The following is a 17,744-nucleotide window of genomic DNA, read 5'->3' as shown; positions in this document are numbered from 1 at the left end:
CCGCCCTACGTGGCAGGATGGAAGATATGTTGCGTTGGTTGACTGCCGGGGAATCCCATGGTCCGGCTCTGATGGGAATTATTGAAGGCGTCCCCGCCGGTGTGGAAATCACCAGCGGGCACATCGCAGACTCGCTGGCACGCCGCCGTCTCGGCTACGGCCGCGGTGCACGAATGAAGTTCGAGCAGGACGTTGTCTCCATCCTTGGCGGGGTCCGCCACGGCGTGACCCAGGGCGGTCCCGTTGCCATCCAGGTGGGCAACACGGAGTGGCCCAAGTGGGAGCAAATCATGTCCGCTGATCCCGTGGACCCCGCGCTCCTTGCAGACCAGGCGCGCAACGCCCCCTTGACGCGTCCCCGCCCGGGCCACGCCGACTTCACCGGAATGCAGAAGTATGGCTTCGACGAGGCCCGCCCCGTCCTGGAACGCGCCAGCGCCCGTGAGACCGCCACGAGGGTGGCCATGGGCACCGTGGCAGCGCAGTTCCTCAAGCACCTCGGCATTGAACTTGTCAGCCACACCGTCTCGATCGCCAGCGTGACCGTGCCCGAGGGCCGCCCGCTGCCCGTACCCGCCGATGTGATCGCGCTGGACGCCGATCCGCTGCGCTGCTTCGACCGTGAAACGTCGGACGCGATGGTTGCCGAGGTGGACGCCGCCCACAAGGAAGGTGAAACCCTTGGCGGTGTGGTGGAAGTGCTCGCGTACGGGCTTCCACCGGGACTCGGCAGCTACGTGCACTGGGACCGGCGCCTTGATTCCCGGCTTGCCGCAGCCCTGATGGGCATCCAGGCCATCAAGGGCGTGGAAGTCGGTGACGGCTTCCTCACCGCCGCCCGCCGCGGTTCCGCTGCCCATGACGAAATCGTCCGCGACGCAGACGGCCGCATTGTCCGTGCCAGCAACCGCGCCGGCGGGATCGAAGGCGGCATGAGCATCGGCGATGTCCTCCGCGTCCGCGCTGCCATGAAGCCCATTGCCACGGTGCCGCGCGCTTTGAAGACCATCGACGTCAGCACCGGTGAACCCGCCAAGGCGCATCACCAGCGGTCCGACGTGTGTGCGGTTCCGGCGGCCGGCGTCGTGGCCGAAGCGATGGTGGCACTGGTCCTGGCCGAGGCTGTCACCGAGAAATTCGGCGGCGACTCTGTGGCCGAGACCGTCCGGAACATCAAGGGTTACCTGGACAACATTCCGGCGTCCCTGGACTCGATCGGCAAGTAGTGCACGGCAGCAACACAGGTCCCGCCGGCGGCCGGCCGATCGTGCTGATCGGTCCCATGGCCGTCGGCAAATCCGCCATCGGACAGCAGCTGGCCCAGCAGCTGGACGTCCCGTTCGTGGATACCGACGCCGTGATCGTGGAAGCGCATGGTTCCATCGCCGATATCTTCGCCAACCGTGGTGAGCGCGCATTCCGCGAGATTGAGGTGCGGACTGTCGCCGGCGCCGTGGAGGCTGCGGAGGGCACGGCAACCGTGATCTCCCTGGGCGGCGGGGCCGTGCTCGATTCCGGAACCCAGCAGCTGATCAGCTGCTGCACTGTGGTGTACCTGGAATGCGACGCCGAGACCGTGGCGGGCCGGATTACGCGGAACACAGGGCGGCCGCTGCTGGTGGGGGACGCCGTGGCCCGCTGGACGGCCGTGTTCGCCGAGCGGAAGCCGGTCTACGAACGGCTGGCTGATATCACCCTGGACGTGCGCCATGGTTCGGTTGCCGAGCTGGGTGAACGGCTGGAAGCAGCACTGCGGAGCTACGCAGCTGCCAAACAGGAAGTTGAACAGTGAATACCTCATCAACAGTGATCAAGGTCACCGGCGGGTCCGCCGCCAACAACTACGACGTCGTCGTGGGGCGCGGCCTGCTTAGCGACCTCCCGGGGCGGCTGGGTGAGCGCGTACGGCGCGTGCTGGTCATCCACCCCCGCGCCCTCCGGCTTACCGGCGATACGGTGCGCGACGAGCTCGCAGCTGCCGGGTTCACCGCGCTGACGGCCGAGATCCCCGACGCCGAAGAAGGCAAGCACATCCAGGTGGCCGCATTTTGTTGGCAGGTCCTGGGCCAGAACGACTTTACCCGCTCCGACGCGATTGTCGCCGTCGGCGGCGGTGCGGTAACGGACCTCGCCGGCTTCGTGGCAGCCACCTGGCTCCGCGGCGTCAAGGTCATCCACATGCCCACCAGCCTGCTCGGCATGGTGGACGCCGCCGTGGGCGGAAAGACCGGTATCAACACCGCCGAAGGCAAGAACCTGGTGGGCGCCTTCCACCCGCCTGCGGCAGTACTGGCTGACCTGGACACCCTGGACACGCTGCCCAGGAACGAGATCATCTCCGGAATGGCCGAGGTCATCAAATGCGGGTTCATCGCCGACCCCGCCATCCTGGACCTCGTGGAAAAGGACACTGACGCTGTGTCCGATCCCCGCTCGGAGGCAGTCCGGGAACTCATTGAAAGGGCCATTGCCGTCAAGGCGAAGGTGGTGTCCGAAGACCTGAAGGAATCCGGACTCCGCGAGATCCTCAACTACGGCCACACCCTGGGGCATGCCATCGAACTGGTGGAGCGCTACTCCTGGCGCCACGGGGCAGCGGTCTCCGTGGGAATGATGTTCGCAGCTGAACTCGCGCGCAGCGTGGGACGCCTCAGCGACGCCGACGCCGACCGGCACCGCACCATCCTGGAATCCCTGGGACTCCCGGTCACCTACCGCAAGGACCGCTGGCAGGGCCTGCTGGACGGCATGCGCCGCGACAAGAAGTCCCGTGGCGACCTCCTGCGCTTCGTGGTGCTGGACGGCGTGGCCAAGCCCGGGATCCTGGATGTGCCGGACACCTCCCTCCTCTTCGCCGCCTACCAGGAGATTGCTTTCTGATGCAGGGCGACGTAACGGGAACAGCAGACTGGCCGGAAGCCGGATTCCCCGGGATCCGCATCAACCCGGAAACGCTGCTGCCGGAAATTGTGAACGGGGAAGCCTGCCGGGAAGCCCTCGCGGCGTCCACCGATCCGGCGGACCATATCTTTGTCCTGCTGGTGGAGGGCCACGCCACAGAAGCTGCCGAGCTGCTGGCTGAAGCGCGCTTCAAGGACCCGGAATCGTTCCGGTTGCGCGCCTTCGAGGCCGAGGTGCTTAGGGTCTCGAACCGGCTGGACCGTGCAGTGGAACTCTTCCGCCAGCTTCTGGCCGAAGTCCAGGGGACGCCCGGTGAAGCCCTGGTGCTGCAGTTTCTGGGCAAGACCCAATACACCGCAGGCCAGACATCCGCCGCAGTGGAATCCTTTGCCCGCGCCCTCGACCTGCGGGTTGCGGAATCCGCAGACGCTGCCCTGATCTACTCCTCAACCGTGGCACTGCAGCGGGCCCGCGACGTCCTGGAACTGGCCTGCTGAAAGCGGCGGACGCAGCCGCCGTCTGCATCCGCCGGAAACCGGCCCGGCATTTGCCGGTAGAATGGTTCTTGGATTTTTTCCCATACCCCGTGATTTTTGACAAACACGCGCCGGTACGCCGTATGGCATTCCGGCCGGCATAGAACGTCTGACCATCCAGCAGACAGAGAAACCAAAGGAAACCAGTGGCAACCACTAACGACATCAAGAACGGAACGGTCCTGAAGCTTGAGGGCCAGCTCTGGAACATCATCGAGTTCCAGCACGTCAAGCCGGGCAAGGGCGGCGCCTTCGTACGGACCAAGATGCGCAACGTGATGTCCGGCAAGGTTGTGGACAAGACGTTCAACGCCGGCCTCAAGATCGAGACCGCTACCGTGGACCGCCGCGACTACCAGTACCTGTACCAGGACGGCGCGGACTTCGTATTCATGGACACCTCCGACTACGACCAGATCACGGTTTCCGGCGCCACCGTGGGCGACGCAACCAACTTCATGCTCGAGAACCAGATGGTCAATATCGCCATTCATGAGGGCACCCCGCTGTACATCGAACTGCCGCCGAGCGTCGTGCTGGAAATCACTTACACGGAGCCGGGCCTGCAGGGTGACCGCTCCTCCGCCGGCACGAAGCCTGCCACCCTGGAGACCGGCTACGAAATCCAGGTCCCGCTGTTCATTGAGAACAACACCAAGGTCAAGGTGGACACCCGCGACGGCAGCTACCTGGGCCGGGTCACCGAGTAGTGAGCGCACGCGGTAAAGCCCGCAACAGGGCTTTGGACATTCTTTTCGAGGCCGAGCAACGCTCCATCCCGCCCTTCGACGTCCTCCGGGCCCGCCGGGAAAAGACTGACCAGATCGTTAACCCCTACACCGTGGATATTGTTGAGGGCGTGCTCTCCAGGCAAGCCGCGATCGATGAGTTCCTGGAAACCTACTCCCAGGGCTGGAGCCTCGAACGCATGCCGTCCGTGGACAGGATCATCCTGCGGATCGGCACCTGGGAGCTGCTGTACAACGACGACGTCCCGGATGGCGTTGCCGTGAGCGAAGCAGTGGCCCTGGCCAAGACGCTTTCCACGGACGAATCCCCCCAGTTCATCAATGGACTCCTGGGCCGCCTGCAGCAGCTGAAGCCGTCGTTGCTCGCCTAGCTGCCGGAATCAGTCGACAGAGAAGGACACGCGCCGCGGCGCGTGTCCTTCTTTGCGTTGGCGGGTCAACCGGTCACTGCGGCCCGCAACGCCAGAATCCGCTGCAACTGCTGCCGTTCCTCCGCCTGGTGCAGCGATACGTCGCGGCCGCTCAGGATGCGCTGGCGGGTGTTCGCCAGTTGCGTGGCGGCCTTGAGGAACTCCTTCATATGCTGCCTCCTGCCGTAGCCGGCAGCCCACTTCAAAGCGGTCCGGCGGCCCCCCACGGTTCCCAGCAGCTCCACTTCGGCCGGCGTGAACCACCCCGCTGCCGAATATTCCAGCAGCCGTTGCCGTGTCAGCCGCTTCTCCGCGACCCGCAGCAGGACGATGCCGCCGACGGCGAGGAAGAAGATGGGCACCTGGACCAGGATGTAGTCCACCAGGAAGCCCTGGCCCATGCTGTTCCAGCGGTTGTGCAGGAACATGGCGGGAAGCAGCCCCACCAGGAAGGCGGCAACCGAAGCGCCTGTGTGCCAGCGGCGGGCCGCGTAGCCCATGATGAGCCCCGTGGTGCCGGTAAAAATGGCGTGCGCAAACGGGGACATGACCCCGCGGAGGAAGAATACCTGGGCGAAGCTGCTGGCAGGATCCGCCGATTCTGCGATGGCCCGGCCGAAGTAGAGGATGTTTTCCGTAAAGGCGAAACCGCCGGCGATGGTGAACGCGAAAACCACGCCGTCCACCGGCCCGTCGAAGTGTTTCCGGGCCAACAGGAGCAGGATGAGCAGGCCCAGGGACTTGGCGAATTCCTCAACGATGGGCGCCTGCACGGTAGCCATGTAGGTCTGCAGGTCCGCCTGATCGGAAAACTGGAACGCCACGACAAAGAAGGGCTGGATCAGCAGGGTCACCGCGATCGAGACCGCTGAGCCCCAGGTAAAGGCGAAGTAGAGGAGCCGCTTCGGCTCGGGTTCCCACTTGTCAATGATGTGCACGGCCAGGAGCACCACCGAAAGCGGAAGCAGGGAGGCCACGAAACCCACCAGGAACCCGGCCGTTCCAGTAGCGGACAGCAGGAACGGCACCACCAGGAAAAGGCTGAGGAAGGCCAGAGCACTCCCGCCGAGAGTCAAAACCAGCAATCCGCTGCGGGATCGCCTGGACCCTGGTACTGCTCCCTGGACCTGCGGCGGAACCACTGCGCCCACCGGTCCGCCCTGGTGCCCGGGCGCCGGCCGGTAGTTACCGGGCTCTACATGGCCCATCCAACTGGGGTTTGCTTCGCTGGGCAGGGGCGCAGTGGTCCGCTCCCAGGGATCCTCGGACGGCCCGGACGCGGGGTGGCGCGGATGCATCGACATAACGAAAGCCTAGATGGGCTGTGGCGGGAGTCCTAGGATTCGCGCCACGGCCGCCAAGATGTGACCAGCGCCGCGTCCTTCCGGCTGAAGCCGTGGAGGGCCCTGTGGTAATTTTGGAACCGCACATGATCCTTTTTTAATTCCGTCCTGTGAGGCGGGGAAAGGGGAGACGAGCGTTGACTTCTGTCACCAGCGCACCGGTTCCAGCCAGGACAGTCCTGAACCAGGCTGACATCGACCGGGCACTTACTCGTATCGCCCATGAGATCCTCGAGGCCAACAAAGGGTCCCGGGACCTGGTCCTGCTGGGCATCCCGCGCCGCGGCTACCCGCTGGCAGTCCGTCTTGCCGAAAAAATTGCCGCCGCCGACAGCACCGTTGATGCTGCCGCAATCGTGGGCCAGCTTGACGTGACGATGTTCCGCGACGACCTCTCCCGCCAGGGGACCCGGCCGCCCTATCCCACCAGGCTGCCGCGCACCGGCATCGACAACAAGGTGGTGGTGCTCATCGATGACGTCCTGTACTCCGGCCGCACCATACGTGCCGCCCTGGATGCCCTGGTGGACCTTGGCCGCCCGCGCATCGTCCGGCTGGCCGTCCTGATTGACCGCGGCCACCGTGAACTCCCCATCCGCGCCGACCACGTGGGCAAGAACCTCCCCACCTCATCCGCGGAGAAGGTCCGGGTCCGGCTCGAAGAAACCGACACACCCCCCGGCGGCACCCCCGTCAACGAAGTAGTGATCGAAGGCGGCCTGTGAAGCACCTGCTCTCCACCCAGGACCTCAGCCGGACGAATGCCATCAGGATCCTCGACACCGCCGAGGAAATGGCGGCAGTGGGGGACCGGGAGGTCAAGAAGCTCCCCGCCCTGCGGGGCCGGACCGTAGTCAACCTCTTCTTCGAGGACTCCACCCGCACGCGCATCTCCTTCGAGGCCGCGGCGAAGCGCCTTTCGGCGGACGTTATCAATTTCGCCGCCAAAGGCTCCTCGGTGTCCAAGGGGGAGTCCCTCAAGGACACGGCCCAGACGCTGTCCGCAATGGGTGCTGACGCCGTCGTCATCCGGCACTGGGCCTCCGGCGCGCCGCACCAGCTGGCCGCGACCGATTGGATCAACGCCGCCGTTATCAACGCCGGCGACGGCACCCACGAGCACCCCACCCAGGCGCTGCTGGACGCGTTCACCATGCGCCGGCACTGGGCGAAGCTTGCCGGGACGGAATCCGAGGGCTCCGACCTGAAGGGGATGCGAGTCGCCATCGCCGGCGACGTCCTGCACTCCCGCGTGGCACGGTCCAACGTATGGCTCCTCCAGACCCTCGGCGCCGACGTCACCCTGGTGGCGCCGCCCACGCTGCTGCCCATCGGCGTCGAAAAGTGGCCCTGCAAGGTGAGCTACAACCTGGACGAAACGCTGGCACAGGGCGCGGACGCGGTCATGATGCTGCGGGTCCAGGGCGAGCGGATGAACGCCTCGTACTTCCCCAGCACCCGTGAATACTCGCGCCGCTGGGGCTTTGATGACAACCGCCTGAAGGCCCTCGACCGTTTCGGCCTGAAGGACACCATCATCATGCACCCGGGCCCGATGAACCGCGGCCTGGAGATTTCCGCGGCGGCCGCGGACTCGCCGCGGTCCACCGTCCTGGCCCAGGTCCGCAACGGCGTGTCCGTACGGATGGCCGCCCTGTACCTGCTGCTCTCCGGGGACACCCGCGAACCAGCCGCCGCACCGGTCCTGGCCTCGGCCGGCGCCGCCCATTCCACCAAGGAGAGCAACTGATGCCAGGCAACACCGGAACCTACCTGATCCGCGGCGCCTCAATCCTGGGCGGCGAACCGGCGGACCTCCTGATCCGGGACGGCGTCATTGCCGAAACCGGAACACGCCTTTCCGCTGAGGGCGCAACAGTCATCGACGCCGCCGGCCTGGTGGCACTTCCCGGCATGGTGGACGTGCACACGCACCTTCGCGAACCCGGCCGCGAGGACGCTGAGACCGTGGAAACCGGTACCCGCGCAGCGGCGCTGGGCGGCTACACCGCCGTGCACGCCATGGCGAACAGCACCCCCGTGGCGGACACCGCCGGCGTGGTGGAACAGGTTTACTCCCTGGGCCGGGCCGCCGGCTGGGTGGATGTACGGCCCGTCGGTGCAGTCACTGTTGGCCTTGCGGGGGAGCAGCTGGCGGAACTCGGCGCCATGGCGGATTCCCGCGCCAGGGTCCGGATGTTCTCCGACGACGGCATCTGTGTCCACGACCCTGTCCTCATGCGCCGGGCGCTGGAGTACGTCAAGGCGTTCGACGGCGTCGTGGCCCAGCACGCGCAAGAGCCCCGCCTCACCGCCGGTGCCCAGATGAACGAGGGCGAGGTGTCGGCAGTCCTCGGCCTCACCGGCTGGCCTGCGGTCGCCGAAGAGAGCATCATCGCCCGCGATGTCCTGCTCGCCCAGCACGTGGGCTCACGCCTCCACGTCTGCCACGTGTCCACGGCCGGTTCCGTGGAGATCATCCGCTGGGCGAAGCAACGCGGCATCAACGTCACTGCCGAGGTCACGCCGCACCACCTCCTGCTCACCGATGACCTGGTGCGCAGCTACGACCCCGTCTTCAAGGTGAACCCGCCGCTGCGGACCGACGCCGACGTGCAGGCGTTGCGCGCCGGGCTGGCGGACGGCACCATCGACGTCGTGGGCACGGACCATGCGCCCCACCCCAGCGAGCACAAGGAATGCGAGTGGGCCCAGGCAGCCATGGGCATGACCGGCCTGGAGACAGCACTGTCCGTGGTGCAGCACACCATGATTGAAACCGGGATGATGACCTGGGCCGACTTCGCCCGCGTCACCTCCACGGCTGCGGCCAGGATCGGCCGGCTCGAGGACCAGGGCCGGCCGCTCGAGGCAGGTGAGCCGGCCAACGTCATCCTGGTGGACCCGGCCGCGCGCTGGACCGTCGACCCCTACCGCATGGCCACCATGGGACGGAACTCGCCCTTCAAGGGCCGCGAGCTGCCGGGCAAGGTGGTGGCCACGTTCTTCAAGGGGCACCCCACCGTCCTGGACGGAGGACTCAACACCCCGTTCCCGTACGCAGCCGCTCCGGCAGGCGCCGCCTGATGGACAAAATCCTTCCCGGACTGGCGATGCTGGCGATTGCCGCCGTCGTCTTCGTCCTTCTCGCGATTGGCTGGCGGAACCGGCTTCGACGCCAGTCCGACGTCGACCCGTTGCCTCCGGTGCCCCCGGCGCCCGGTGAGCCGGCCGCCTTTGCCGAAGGCCAGTACGTTGCCACCACCACCGGCGGCGACTGGCTGGACCGGATCGCCGTGCACGGGCTCGGCATCCGCACCAACTCCACGCTGGCGGTGTACCCCCACGGGGTCATCTTCGACCGATCAGGCGCCCAGGCTGTCTACATTCCCACGGCCTCCCTCCGCGGCGTCCGGCTGGACAGCGGCATAACCGGCAAGTTCGTGGAGAAAGACGGCCTGCTGGTGCTGACATGGATGCTCGGCGCGCACGAGCTGGACACCGGCTTCCGCACCCGCCGCGCCACGGACAAGGACGCGCTGTACGCAGCGCTCCAGGACCTCATCTCCCCGGCACCGGCAGCAGGTGGTGCCACGAGTGGACAGTAAAGCAGCGGACACCAGAGCCGCGAAACCGACAGCAGCGACAGACCCAGCAGCGAAAGCGAATACAGTGACAGCAACTACCTCCGCTCCGGCAGTCCTCGTCCTCGAAGACGGCCGCACCTTCCGCGGGACCAGCTACGGCGCCACCGGAACGGCGCTGGGCGAAGCCGTCTTCGCCACCGGCATGACCGGCTACCAGGAAACCATCACCGACCCCTCCTACGCCCGCCAGCTGGTGGTCCAGACCGCACCGCACATCGGCAACACCGGCGTGAACAGCGAGGACGCCGAATCCCGCCGCATCTGGGTTGCCGGCTACATCGTCCGCGACGCCGCCCGCCGGCCGTCCAACTGGCGCTCCGAGCGTTCGCTGGACGAGGAACTCGTGGAGCAGGGCATCGTCGGCATCCAGGGCGTGGACACCCGCGCCCTCACACGCCACCTGCGCGAGCACAAGACCATGCGTGCCGGCATCTTCTCCGGTGACGCCGCCACGGCCACGGACAAGGAACTCCTGGACGCCGTCCTGGCCAGCGCCCCCATGGAAGGCTCGCGGCTGGCCGAGGAAGTCAGTGTGGACCAGGCCTACGTGGTGGAACCGAAGGACCACGGCTGGGACGGCGAACCGCTCTTCACCATCGCCGCGATCGACCTCGGCATCAAGGCCATGACCCCTGTCCGGTTCGCCGAACGCGGCGTCCGCGTCCACGTCCTGCCGGCCACCGCCACCCTGGAGGACGTCAAGGCCGTCAACCCGGACGGCGTCTTCATGTCCAACGGCCCCGGTGACCCCGCCACTGCCGAAACGCAGGTCAAGCTGCTCCGCTCCGTCCTTGACGAGAAGCTGCCCTACTTCGGCATCTGCTTCGGCAACCAGATCCTGGGCCGGGCCCTCGGGTTCGGCACCTACAAGCTTCGTTACGGCCACCGCGGCATCAACCAGCCGGTGATGGACCGCCGCACCGGCAAAGTGGAGATCACCTCCCAGAACCACGGCTTTGCCGTGGACGCACCGCTCGACGGCGCCACGCAGGCACCCGAGGCACGGTACGGCCGGGTGGAGGTCAGCCACGTGAGTTTGAACGACGACGTCGTGGAAGGCCTCGCCTGCCTGGACATCCCGGCGTTCTCCGTGCAGTACCACCCCGAGGCCGCAGCGGGCCCGCACGACGCTGCCTACCTCTTCGACCGGTTCATTGAACTGATGGAGGGAACCCGCGACGGCCGGACCGCCAACCTGTCCAAGGAACCGGTGGACTCCGTGCACAATCCGATCGACCGCGCCGCTGCCGGCCAGCAGGACGCCAACAAGACTGAGGACAAGAAGTAATGCCCAAGAGAACAGACCTGAAGAGCGTCCTGGTCATCGGATCCGGACCCATCGTCATCGGCCAGGCCGCCGAGTTCGACTACTCCGGCACGCAGGCACTGCGCGTCCTCAAGGACGAGGGCCTGCGGGTCATCCTGGTGAATTCCAATCCGGCCACCATCATGACGGACCCCGAGTTCGCCGACGCCACCTACATCGAGCCCATCACCCCGGAGGTGGTGGAGAAGATCATCGCCAAGGAACGTCCGGACGCCGTCCTGCCCACCCTGGGCGGGCAGACAGCGCTGAACACCGCCATCGCGCTGGACAAGAACGGCGTGCTTGAGAAGTACAACGTGGAGCTGATCGGCGCGAACATCGCCGCCATCGAGCTCGGCGAAGACCGCGAGAAGTTCAAGGGCGTGGTGGAGCGGTGCGGCGCCGAGTCGGCCCGCAGCCACATCATCCACACCATGGACGAGGCCTTCGAGGCCGCCGGGGATCTCGGCTACCCCATGGTGGTGCGGCCTTCCTTCACCATGGGCGGCCTCGGCTCCGGCCTGGCCTACAACGAGGACGACCTGCGCCGCATCGTCGGCCAGGGCCTGCAGTACAGCCCCACCACCGAGGTGCTGCTCGAAGAGAGCATCCTCGGCTGGAAGGAATACGAGCTCGAGATGATGCGGGACAAGAACGACAACGTGGTTGTCGTCTGCTCCATCGAGAACTTCGATCCCGTGGGCGTCCACACCGGCGACTCGATCACGGTGGCCCCGGCGCTGACCCTGACGGACCGCGAGTACCAGAAGCTGCGCGACGTCGCAATCGCCGTCATCCGCGAGGTGGGCGTGGACACGGGCGGCTGCAACATCCAGTTCGCCATCGACCCGGCCACCGGCCGCGTCGTCGTCATCGAAATGAACCCCCGCGTGTCCCGGTCCTCCGCCCTGGCGTCCAAGGCCACCGGTTTCGCCATCGCCAAGATCGCCACCAAGCTCTCGCTGGGATACACGCTGGATGAGATCCCCAACGACATCACCCAGAAGACTCCCGCGTCCTTCGAGCCCACCCTCGACTACGTGGTGGTCAAGGTCCCGCGCTTCGCGTTCGAGAAGTTCCCCGCTGCGGACAACACGCTGACCACCACCATGAAGTCCGTGGGCGAAGCCATGGCCATGGGCCGCAACTTCACGGAGGCCCTGCAGAAAGCCCTGCGCTCCCTTGAGCAGAAGGGCTCGCAGCTGGACTTCAGCAGCGTGCCCGAGTGGGAGGTTGCCGAGCTCATCGAAAAGGCCAAGCGCCCCACCACCGAGCGCCTCCACCAGGTGCAGCGCGCCCTCCTGGGCGGCGCCACCGTGGAGCAGCTGTTCGACGCCACGAAGATCGACCCGTGGTTCCTGGACCAGCTGCAGCTGCTGAACGAGATCTCCCGCGAGATCCGGCAGGCCGGCTCCCTGACCAAGGAGATGCTGCAGCGCGCCAAGCGCCACGGCTTCTCCGATGAGCAGATCGGTGCCCTTACCCACAACTCCGAGGCCGTGGTCCGTGGGGTCCGCCAGGCACTGGGCATCCGTCCGGTCTACAAGACCGTGGACACCTGCGCCGCCGAGTTCGCCGCGTACACCCCGTACCACTACTCCGCTTATGACGAAGAGGACGAGGTGGAGCTGCACTCCAAGCCGTCCATCCTCATCCTGGGTTCCGGCCCCAACCGCATCGGCCAGGGCATCGAGTTCGACTACTCGTGCGTCCACGCCTCCATGGCCCTGCGCAAGGCCGGCTACGAGACGGTGATGGTCAACTGCAACCCGGAGACCGTCTCCACCGACTACGACATCTCCACCCGCCTGTACTTCGAGCCGCTGACCCTCGAGGACGTGCTGGAAGTCATCGCCGCCGAGGAACGCACCGGCGGAGTCATGGGCGTCTTCGTCCAGCTCGGCGGCCAGACCCCGCTGAAGCTCGCGCAGCAGCTGGCGGACGCCGGTGTTCCCATCCTGGGCACCTCCCCGGAAGCCATCGACCTCGCCGAACACCGCGGCGCGTTCGCGCGGGTGCTTGACCAGGCCGGCCTGGTTTCCCCGAAGAACGGCACGGCCGTCTCCTTCGAGGACGCCAAGAAAATCGCTGACGAGATCGGCTACCCCGTGCTGGTCCGCCCGTCCTACGTCCTGGGCGGCCGCGGCATGGAAATCGTCTACGACGAGGCAAACCTCTCCCGTTACATCGCCAACGCCACGGAGATCACCCCGGACCACCCGGTCCTGATCGACCGCTTCCTCGAGGACGCCGTCGAAATCGACGTCGATGCCCTCTTTGACGGCACCGACCTGTACCTGGGCGGCATCATGGAGCACATCGAGGAAGCCGGCATCCACTCCGGTGACTCCGCATGCGTCCTGCCGCCCATCACCCTGGGGAGCAACGTCGTCGAACGCGTCCGCACCGCCACCCGCGCCATCGCGGAAGGCGTGGGCGTGCGCGGCCTGATCAACATCCAGTTCGCGCTGGCCTCCGATGTCCTGTACGTGCTGGAAGCCAACCCGCGTGCCTCCCGGACGGTACCGTTCGTTTCCAAGGCCACAGGCGTGCAGATGGCCAAGGCCGCTGCCCTGATCGGCACCGGCGTGACCATCAACCAGCTGCGCACGGCCTACAAGATGCTGCCGGAAACCGGTGACGGGTCCACCCTGCCGCTGGACGCTCCCGTGGCTGTCAAGGAAGCCGTCCTGCCGTTCAGCCGCTTCCGCACCCCGCAGGGCAAGGTGGTGGACTCGCTGCTCGGCCCGGAAATGCGTTCCACCGGCGAGGTCATGGGCATCGACAAGCACTTCGACACCGCCTTCGCGAAGAGCCAGGCCGGCGCCAACAATGCGCTGCCCACCGAAGGCAAGGTCTTTGTGTCGGTTGCCAACCGCGACAAGCGCTCCGTGATCATGGGCGTCAAGCGCCTGTCCGACCTCGGGTTCGAGATCGTGTCCACCGGCGGCACCGCCGATGTCCTGCGCCGCAACGGCATCCAGGCCACCCCGGTCCGCAAAGTGGCCGAGGGCAGCAGCGCCGAAGGGGAAGGCACCATCGCCGACCTCGTGGTAGCCGGCCAGATCGACATGGTGTTCAACACGCCGTCCGGCGGTGAAGCCCGCAGCGACGGCTATGAACTGCGTGCCGCCGCAACCTCCATCGGCATTCCCTGCATCACCACGGTGGCCGAGTTCAACGCCGCGGTGCAGGCCATCGAGGCACAGCGCACCTACGAGTGGTCCGTGACCAGCCTGCAGGAGCACGCTGCAGCCCTGGGCGAGTCGCAGAAGGCAGCTGCCTCACAGAAGGCGGCCATGCAGAATGCCTGAGCAGGTACCAGGCGCCGGCCGGGAGTCCTTTGGCTCCCGGCTCGGTGCCGCCATGGCGGCCCGTGGGCCCCTCTGCGTTGGCATAGACCCCCACCCGGCGCTGCTGGGGAGCTGGGGACTGGACGACGGCGCCGAAGGGCTGCGGCGTTTTTCCCTCACCGTCCTGGAGGCCGTGGCTTCGCTCGCTGCCGCGGTCAAGCCGCAGGTGGCGCTTTACGAGCGCCACGGGTCGGCCGGCATGGCCGTACTCGAAGAGCTGCTTGCGGCAGCCCGCGACGAATCGGTGCTCACCATCGCCGATGCCAAGCGCGGCGATATCGGCTCCACCATGGCAGCGTACGCTGACGCCTGGCTCCGGGACGGATCCCCGCTGGCAGCGGACTCTGTCACGCTCAGTCCCTACCTGGGCTTCGAGTCGCTGCGTCCGGCGCTGGACCTGGCCGCCGAAACCGGCCGCGGCGTCTTCGTCCTGGCCCTCACCTCCAACCCGGAGGGCGCCTCAGTCCAGCACGTCGGGGGAGCGGATTCGGTGGCAAACAGGATCGCCCGGGCAGCAGCCGCGGAAAACGCCCGCTACCAGGGCGGCCTCGGATCCGTGGGCCTCGTGGTAGGGGCTACCGTGGGAACGGCGTTGTCGGACCTGAACGTTGATCTTGCCGCGGTTCGTGGGCCCATTTTGGCTCCCGGACTCGGCGCGCAGGGTGCCACGCCTGCCGACCTCCGGACCACCTTTGGCGCCGCCTACCCGCAGGTGCTGGGAACCTCCAGCAGGGACATCCTGTCTGCCGGCCCGGAAGTGCGCGGGCTGCGTGAAGCCGCGCTCCGGACACGCGACGGGTTGCTGGCCGAATAGCCTTCCGATTGCCCGGATGCATTGATTCGGACCGCACCAGAGGGTAGTTTCAGGACAGGTTCAAGGGCGGCCGCCTTTGGACGCAATCCGCCGAATCCGGGGGTGTCCGCCATGGTCCTGCGACCATTGTCCGCGTCGGAACGGGCTGACGCCCTGAACAAGGCAGCCGCAGCAAGGGCCACCCGGGCGGCTGCAAAGGAAAGCCTGAAAAACGGCCAACGGTCGGCAGCTGACATCATCAACTCCGCTATGGAAGACGATGCCCTCGCGCGTATGCGGGTATCGGAACTCCTGGAAGCGCTGCCGGGCATCGGCAAGGTGCGGGCAGCGGCCATCATGGCGCAGCTGGGCATCGCGACGTCGCGCAGGGTCCGGGGCCTCGGCGTGCACCAGCGCCAGGCGCTGGTAAATTTTATTGACGAGCATTAGGGCGGGTCAGCACCCCCCCATCCCCGAACTCCGGCAAAGGAATACGTGAGCAAGAAACCGGGACTGACAGTCCTCGCAGGTCCGACGGCTGTTGGCAAGGGCACCGTGTCCACCTACATCCGCGACAACTATCCCGAGGTCTGGCTCTCCGTCTCGGCCACCACCAGGGCTCCCCGGCCCGGCGAAGTTGACGGGGTCCACTACTTCTTCAAGTCCAAGGAGGAGTTCGAGCAGCTCATTGCCGACGGTGAGCTCCTGGAGTGGGCAGTGGTGCACGGACAGAACACCTACGGAACGCTGAAGAGCACCGTAAACCGCGCCATCGCCGAGGGCCGCTCGGTGCTCCTGGAGATCGACCTGCAGGGTGCGCGGCAGGTCAAAGCGGCCGTTCCCAACGCCCAGTTCGTCTTCCTGGCCCCGCCCAGCTGGGACGAAATGGTCCGCCGTCTGGTGGGCCGGGGCACCGAAACGCCCGAGGAACAGCAGCGGCGCCTGGAAACCGCTAAACTGGAACTTGCTGCTGAACCGGAGTTCGACCACACCGTCATCAACGATGACGTCCGCCGGGCAGCGGACGAGCTTGTTTCACTCATGGGGCTGACCCCGCACCCGCACCTGCCGGAACCGTCAGCCCGTTAGGAATTTGGAGAATTCGTGTCCACGAACCTTGAAGGCATCATCAACCCGCCGATCGATTCGCTGCTTGAGGCAGCAGACTCCAAGTACGGCCTGGTGATCTTCGGTGCCAAGCGTGCTCGTCAGATCAACGCTTACTACGCCCAGCTGCACGAGGGCCTCTTCGAGTATGTCGGTCCGCTGGTCGACACCAAGCTGAACGAGAAGTCGCTTTCCATCGCCCTGCGCGAGATCAACGAAGGCAAGCTGGTTTCCACGCCGATCGAAGCCGCAGAGTAACCTGCCGCTGAACCGGTTGCTGTTGACGGAGGCCACGTGCGCATAGTCCTCGGAGTCGGGGGAGGGATAGCCGCCTACAAGGTGGCATCGCTCCTCCGGCTTTTTACTGAAGCCGGCCACAATGTGACCGTTATCCCCACCGAGGCCGCCACGCGGTTCGTCGGCACGGCCACGTGGGAGGCCCTGTCCGGCAACCCGGTCAGCAACAGCGTCTTCGACGGCGTCCACCAGGTCAACCACGTCAGGCTGGGCCACGAGGCAGACCTTGTGGTGATCGCCCCGGCCACCGCGGACCTCCTGGCCCGTGCAGCTACCGGCCAGGCCGATGACCTCCTCACCAACACGCTCCTGATGGCCCACGGACCGGTGCTCTTCGCGCCCGCCATGCACACCGAGATGTGGCAGCACCCTGCCACCCAGGCAAATGTCGAAACCCTGCGAAGCCGCGGCGCCGCAGTCCTGGAGCCGGCTACAGGCAGGCTCACCGGGGCTGACTCCGGCCCGGGCAGGCTTCCGGAGCCGGAGGCCATCTTCGACGCCGCCCTGGCCCTGATGCAGGGACAGACGGACTTCCAGATGCCGCTGGCCGGCCGGACCGTCACCATCAGCGCCGGCGGCACCCGAGAGCCCCTGGACCCGGTCCGTTTCCTCGGAAACCGTTCATCCGGCAAACAGGGGGTTGCCCTCGCCGTCGCCGCCCGGAACGCCGGGGCCACTGTGCGGCTGCTGGCGGCCCACATGGACGTACCGCCGCCGCCCGGCGTCGAGGTGGTGCCCGTGGAGACGGCCCTGCAGCTGCGGGAGGCTGCGCTGGCCGCAGCCGGCGACTCCGATGTCTTCATCATGTCCGCCGCAGTGGCCGATTTCCGTCCGGCGGTTGTCTCGGACACCAAGATCAAAAAGCGCGATGACAGCGCAGACCCGGTTATCACGCTGGTCCGCAACCCGGACATCCTGCAGGAACTGGTGGACGTCCGGAATGCGGCAGGGCCGGCAGGTCAGCACCGGCTCATTGTCGGGTTCGCGGCGGAGACCGGAGACAGCCAGGGCGATGTCCTGGCCTATGCGGAGGCGAAGCTCCAGCGCAAGGGCTGCGACTTGCTGGTGGTCAACCACGTCGGTTCGGACAAGGTGTTCGGGCAGGACACCAACTCGGTGGTCATCCTTTCGCGCTCCGGTTCCGAGCCGCAGGAGGCGGCCGGTACCAAAGCCGAGGTCTCTGCCGCGATCATCAGCCGGATCGGCTATGAACTGAACCATGTTGCGCTGAACTGAACCTGTTTCCCCGTGCCTGGTGATCCAGGCCGCGTCCGCGTAGTACGGGGACATCTGTGGACGTCT

General features: G+C 66.5%; 18 protein-coding genes. 17 read left to right on the top strand and 1 reads right to left on the bottom strand.

What is annotated here, in order from left to right; translation table 11 throughout:
• Positions 1 to 26 precede the first annotated feature (26 nt).
• The 6 genes from aroC to nusB all read left to right on the top strand — a co-directional run bounded on the left by aroC (position 27) and on the right by nusB (position 4,557).
• Entirely contained in the window at positions 27 to 1,226 is a 1,200-nt protein-coding gene (gene aroC / locus ACLH0K_RS09550; protein ID WP_411373398.1) for a chorismate synthase, read from the top strand.
• A gap of 56 nt (positions 1,227 to 1,282) precedes the next feature.
• Positions 1,283 to 1,792 carry a shikimate kinase gene (locus ACLH0K_RS09545; protein WP_411376450.1) on the top strand — a complete coding sequence of 170 codons (510 nt, stop codon included), beginning with the start codon at positions 1,283 to 1,285 and terminating at the stop codon, positions 1,790 to 1,792.
• Entirely contained in the window at positions 1,789 to 2,880 is a 1,092-nt protein-coding gene (aroB, locus tag ACLH0K_RS09540; RefSeq protein WP_411373397.1) for a 3-dehydroquinate synthase, read from the top strand. The genes ACLH0K_RS09545 and aroB overlap by 4 nt, the downstream gene beginning before the upstream one ends.
• Positions 2,880 to 3,398 (top strand): tetratricopeptide repeat protein, encoded by a 519-nt coding sequence (locus ACLH0K_RS09535; RefSeq protein ID WP_411373396.1) that lies wholly within the window; start codon positions 2,880 to 2,882, stop codon positions 3,396 to 3,398. Before aroB ends, ACLH0K_RS09535 begins: the two co-directional genes overlap by 1 nt.
• A 185-nt stretch (positions 3,399 to 3,583) precedes the next feature.
• Positions 3,584 to 4,147 (top strand): elongation factor P, encoded by a 564-nt coding sequence (gene efp / locus ACLH0K_RS09530; protein ID WP_050054941.1) that lies wholly within the window; start codon positions 3,584 to 3,586, stop codon positions 4,145 to 4,147.
• Positions 4,147 to 4,557: a transcription antitermination factor NusB gene (nusB, locus tag ACLH0K_RS09525; protein WP_411373395.1), complete on the top strand. Its 411-nt coding sequence runs from the start codon at positions 4,147 to 4,149 to the stop codon at positions 4,555 to 4,557. Before efp ends, nusB begins: the two co-directional genes overlap by 1 nt.
• A gap of 65 nt (positions 4,558 to 4,622) precedes the next feature.
• Here nusB and ACLH0K_RS09520 read toward each other — a convergent pair whose 3' ends face one another.
• The gene (locus ACLH0K_RS09520; RefSeq protein WP_411373394.1) at positions 4,623 to 5,900 is read right to left on the bottom strand and encodes a PrsW family intramembrane metalloprotease; all 1,278 of its coding nucleotides are present in this window, start codon (positions 5,898 to 5,900) and stop codon (positions 4,623 to 4,625) included.
• A 176-nt stretch (positions 5,901 to 6,076) separates the two neighbouring features.
• Here ACLH0K_RS09520 and pyrR point away from each other — a divergent pair, with 176 nt between their 5' ends.
• The 11 genes from pyrR to coaBC all read left to right on the top strand — a co-directional run bounded on the left by pyrR (position 6,077) and on the right by coaBC (position 17,678).
• The gene (pyrR, locus tag ACLH0K_RS09515; RefSeq protein WP_411373393.1) at positions 6,077 to 6,664 is read left to right on the top strand and encodes a bifunctional pyr operon transcriptional regulator/uracil phosphoribosyltransferase PyrR; all 588 of its coding nucleotides are present in this window, start codon (positions 6,077 to 6,079) and stop codon (positions 6,662 to 6,664) included.
• Positions 6,661 to 7,689 (top strand): aspartate carbamoyltransferase catalytic subunit, encoded by a 1,029-nt coding sequence (locus ACLH0K_RS09510; RefSeq protein ID WP_411373392.1) that lies wholly within the window; start codon positions 6,661 to 6,663, stop codon positions 7,687 to 7,689. The genes pyrR and ACLH0K_RS09510 overlap by 4 nt, the downstream gene beginning before the upstream one ends.
• Entirely contained in the window at positions 7,689 to 9,026 is a 1,338-nt protein-coding gene (locus ACLH0K_RS09505) for a dihydroorotase (RefSeq protein WP_411373391.1), read from the top strand. Before ACLH0K_RS09510 ends, ACLH0K_RS09505 begins: the two co-directional genes overlap by 1 nt.
• A complete protein-coding gene (locus tag ACLH0K_RS09500) occupies positions 9,026 to 9,547 on the top strand; it encodes a hypothetical protein (protein WP_411373390.1) in 522 nt (173 codons plus the stop codon). Before ACLH0K_RS09505 ends, ACLH0K_RS09500 begins: the two co-directional genes overlap by 1 nt.
• Positions 9,548 to 9,611: 64 nt before the next feature.
• The gene (carA, locus tag ACLH0K_RS09495) at positions 9,612 to 10,874 is read left to right on the top strand and encodes a glutamine-hydrolyzing carbamoyl-phosphate synthase small subunit (protein ID WP_411373389.1); all 1,263 of its coding nucleotides are present in this window, start codon (positions 9,612 to 9,614) and stop codon (positions 10,872 to 10,874) included.
• On the top strand, positions 10,874 to 14,206 hold the full coding sequence (carB, locus tag ACLH0K_RS09490; RefSeq protein ID WP_411373388.1) for a carbamoyl-phosphate synthase large subunit: 3,333 nt from the start codon (positions 10,874 to 10,876) through the stop codon (positions 14,204 to 14,206). Before carA ends, carB begins: the two co-directional genes overlap by 1 nt.
• Positions 14,199 to 15,059, top strand: coding sequence for an orotidine-5'-phosphate decarboxylase (gene pyrF / locus ACLH0K_RS09485; RefSeq protein WP_411373387.1), 861 nt, complete (start codon positions 14,199 to 14,201; stop codon positions 15,057 to 15,059). Before carB ends, pyrF begins: the two co-directional genes overlap by 8 nt.
• A 111-nt stretch (positions 15,060 to 15,170) precedes the next feature.
• On the top strand, positions 15,171 to 15,488 hold the full coding sequence (mihF, locus tag ACLH0K_RS09480; RefSeq protein WP_411373386.1) for an integration host factor, actinobacterial type: 318 nt from the start codon (positions 15,171 to 15,173) through the stop codon (positions 15,486 to 15,488).
• Positions 15,489 to 15,533: 45 nt separating this feature from the next.
• Positions 15,534 to 16,127: a guanylate kinase gene (gmk, locus tag ACLH0K_RS09475; RefSeq protein WP_411373385.1), complete on the top strand. Its 594-nt coding sequence runs from the start codon at positions 15,534 to 15,536 to the stop codon at positions 16,125 to 16,127.
• Between the two features lie 15 nt (positions 16,128 to 16,142).
• Complete coding sequence (rpoZ, locus tag ACLH0K_RS09470) at positions 16,143 to 16,403, top strand: DNA-directed RNA polymerase subunit omega (RefSeq protein WP_003800778.1); 261 nt, start codon at positions 16,143 to 16,145, stop codon at positions 16,401 to 16,403.
• 36 nt (positions 16,404 to 16,439) lie between these two features.
• Positions 16,440 to 17,678, top strand: a complete 1,239-nt coding sequence (coaBC, locus tag ACLH0K_RS09465; RefSeq protein ID WP_411373384.1) for a bifunctional phosphopantothenoylcysteine decarboxylase/phosphopantothenate--cysteine ligase CoaBC — start codon at positions 16,440 to 16,442, stop codon at positions 17,676 to 17,678.
• Positions 17,679 to 17,744 lie beyond the last annotated feature (66 nt).

Origin of the sequence: Arthrobacter sp. MPF02, assembly GCF_046605375.1 — a bacterium.
Taxonomy (GTDB): domain Bacteria; phylum Actinomycetota; class Actinomycetes; order Actinomycetales; family Micrococcaceae; genus Arthrobacter.
This window is presented reverse-complemented; position numbering and strand designations above follow the sequence as displayed.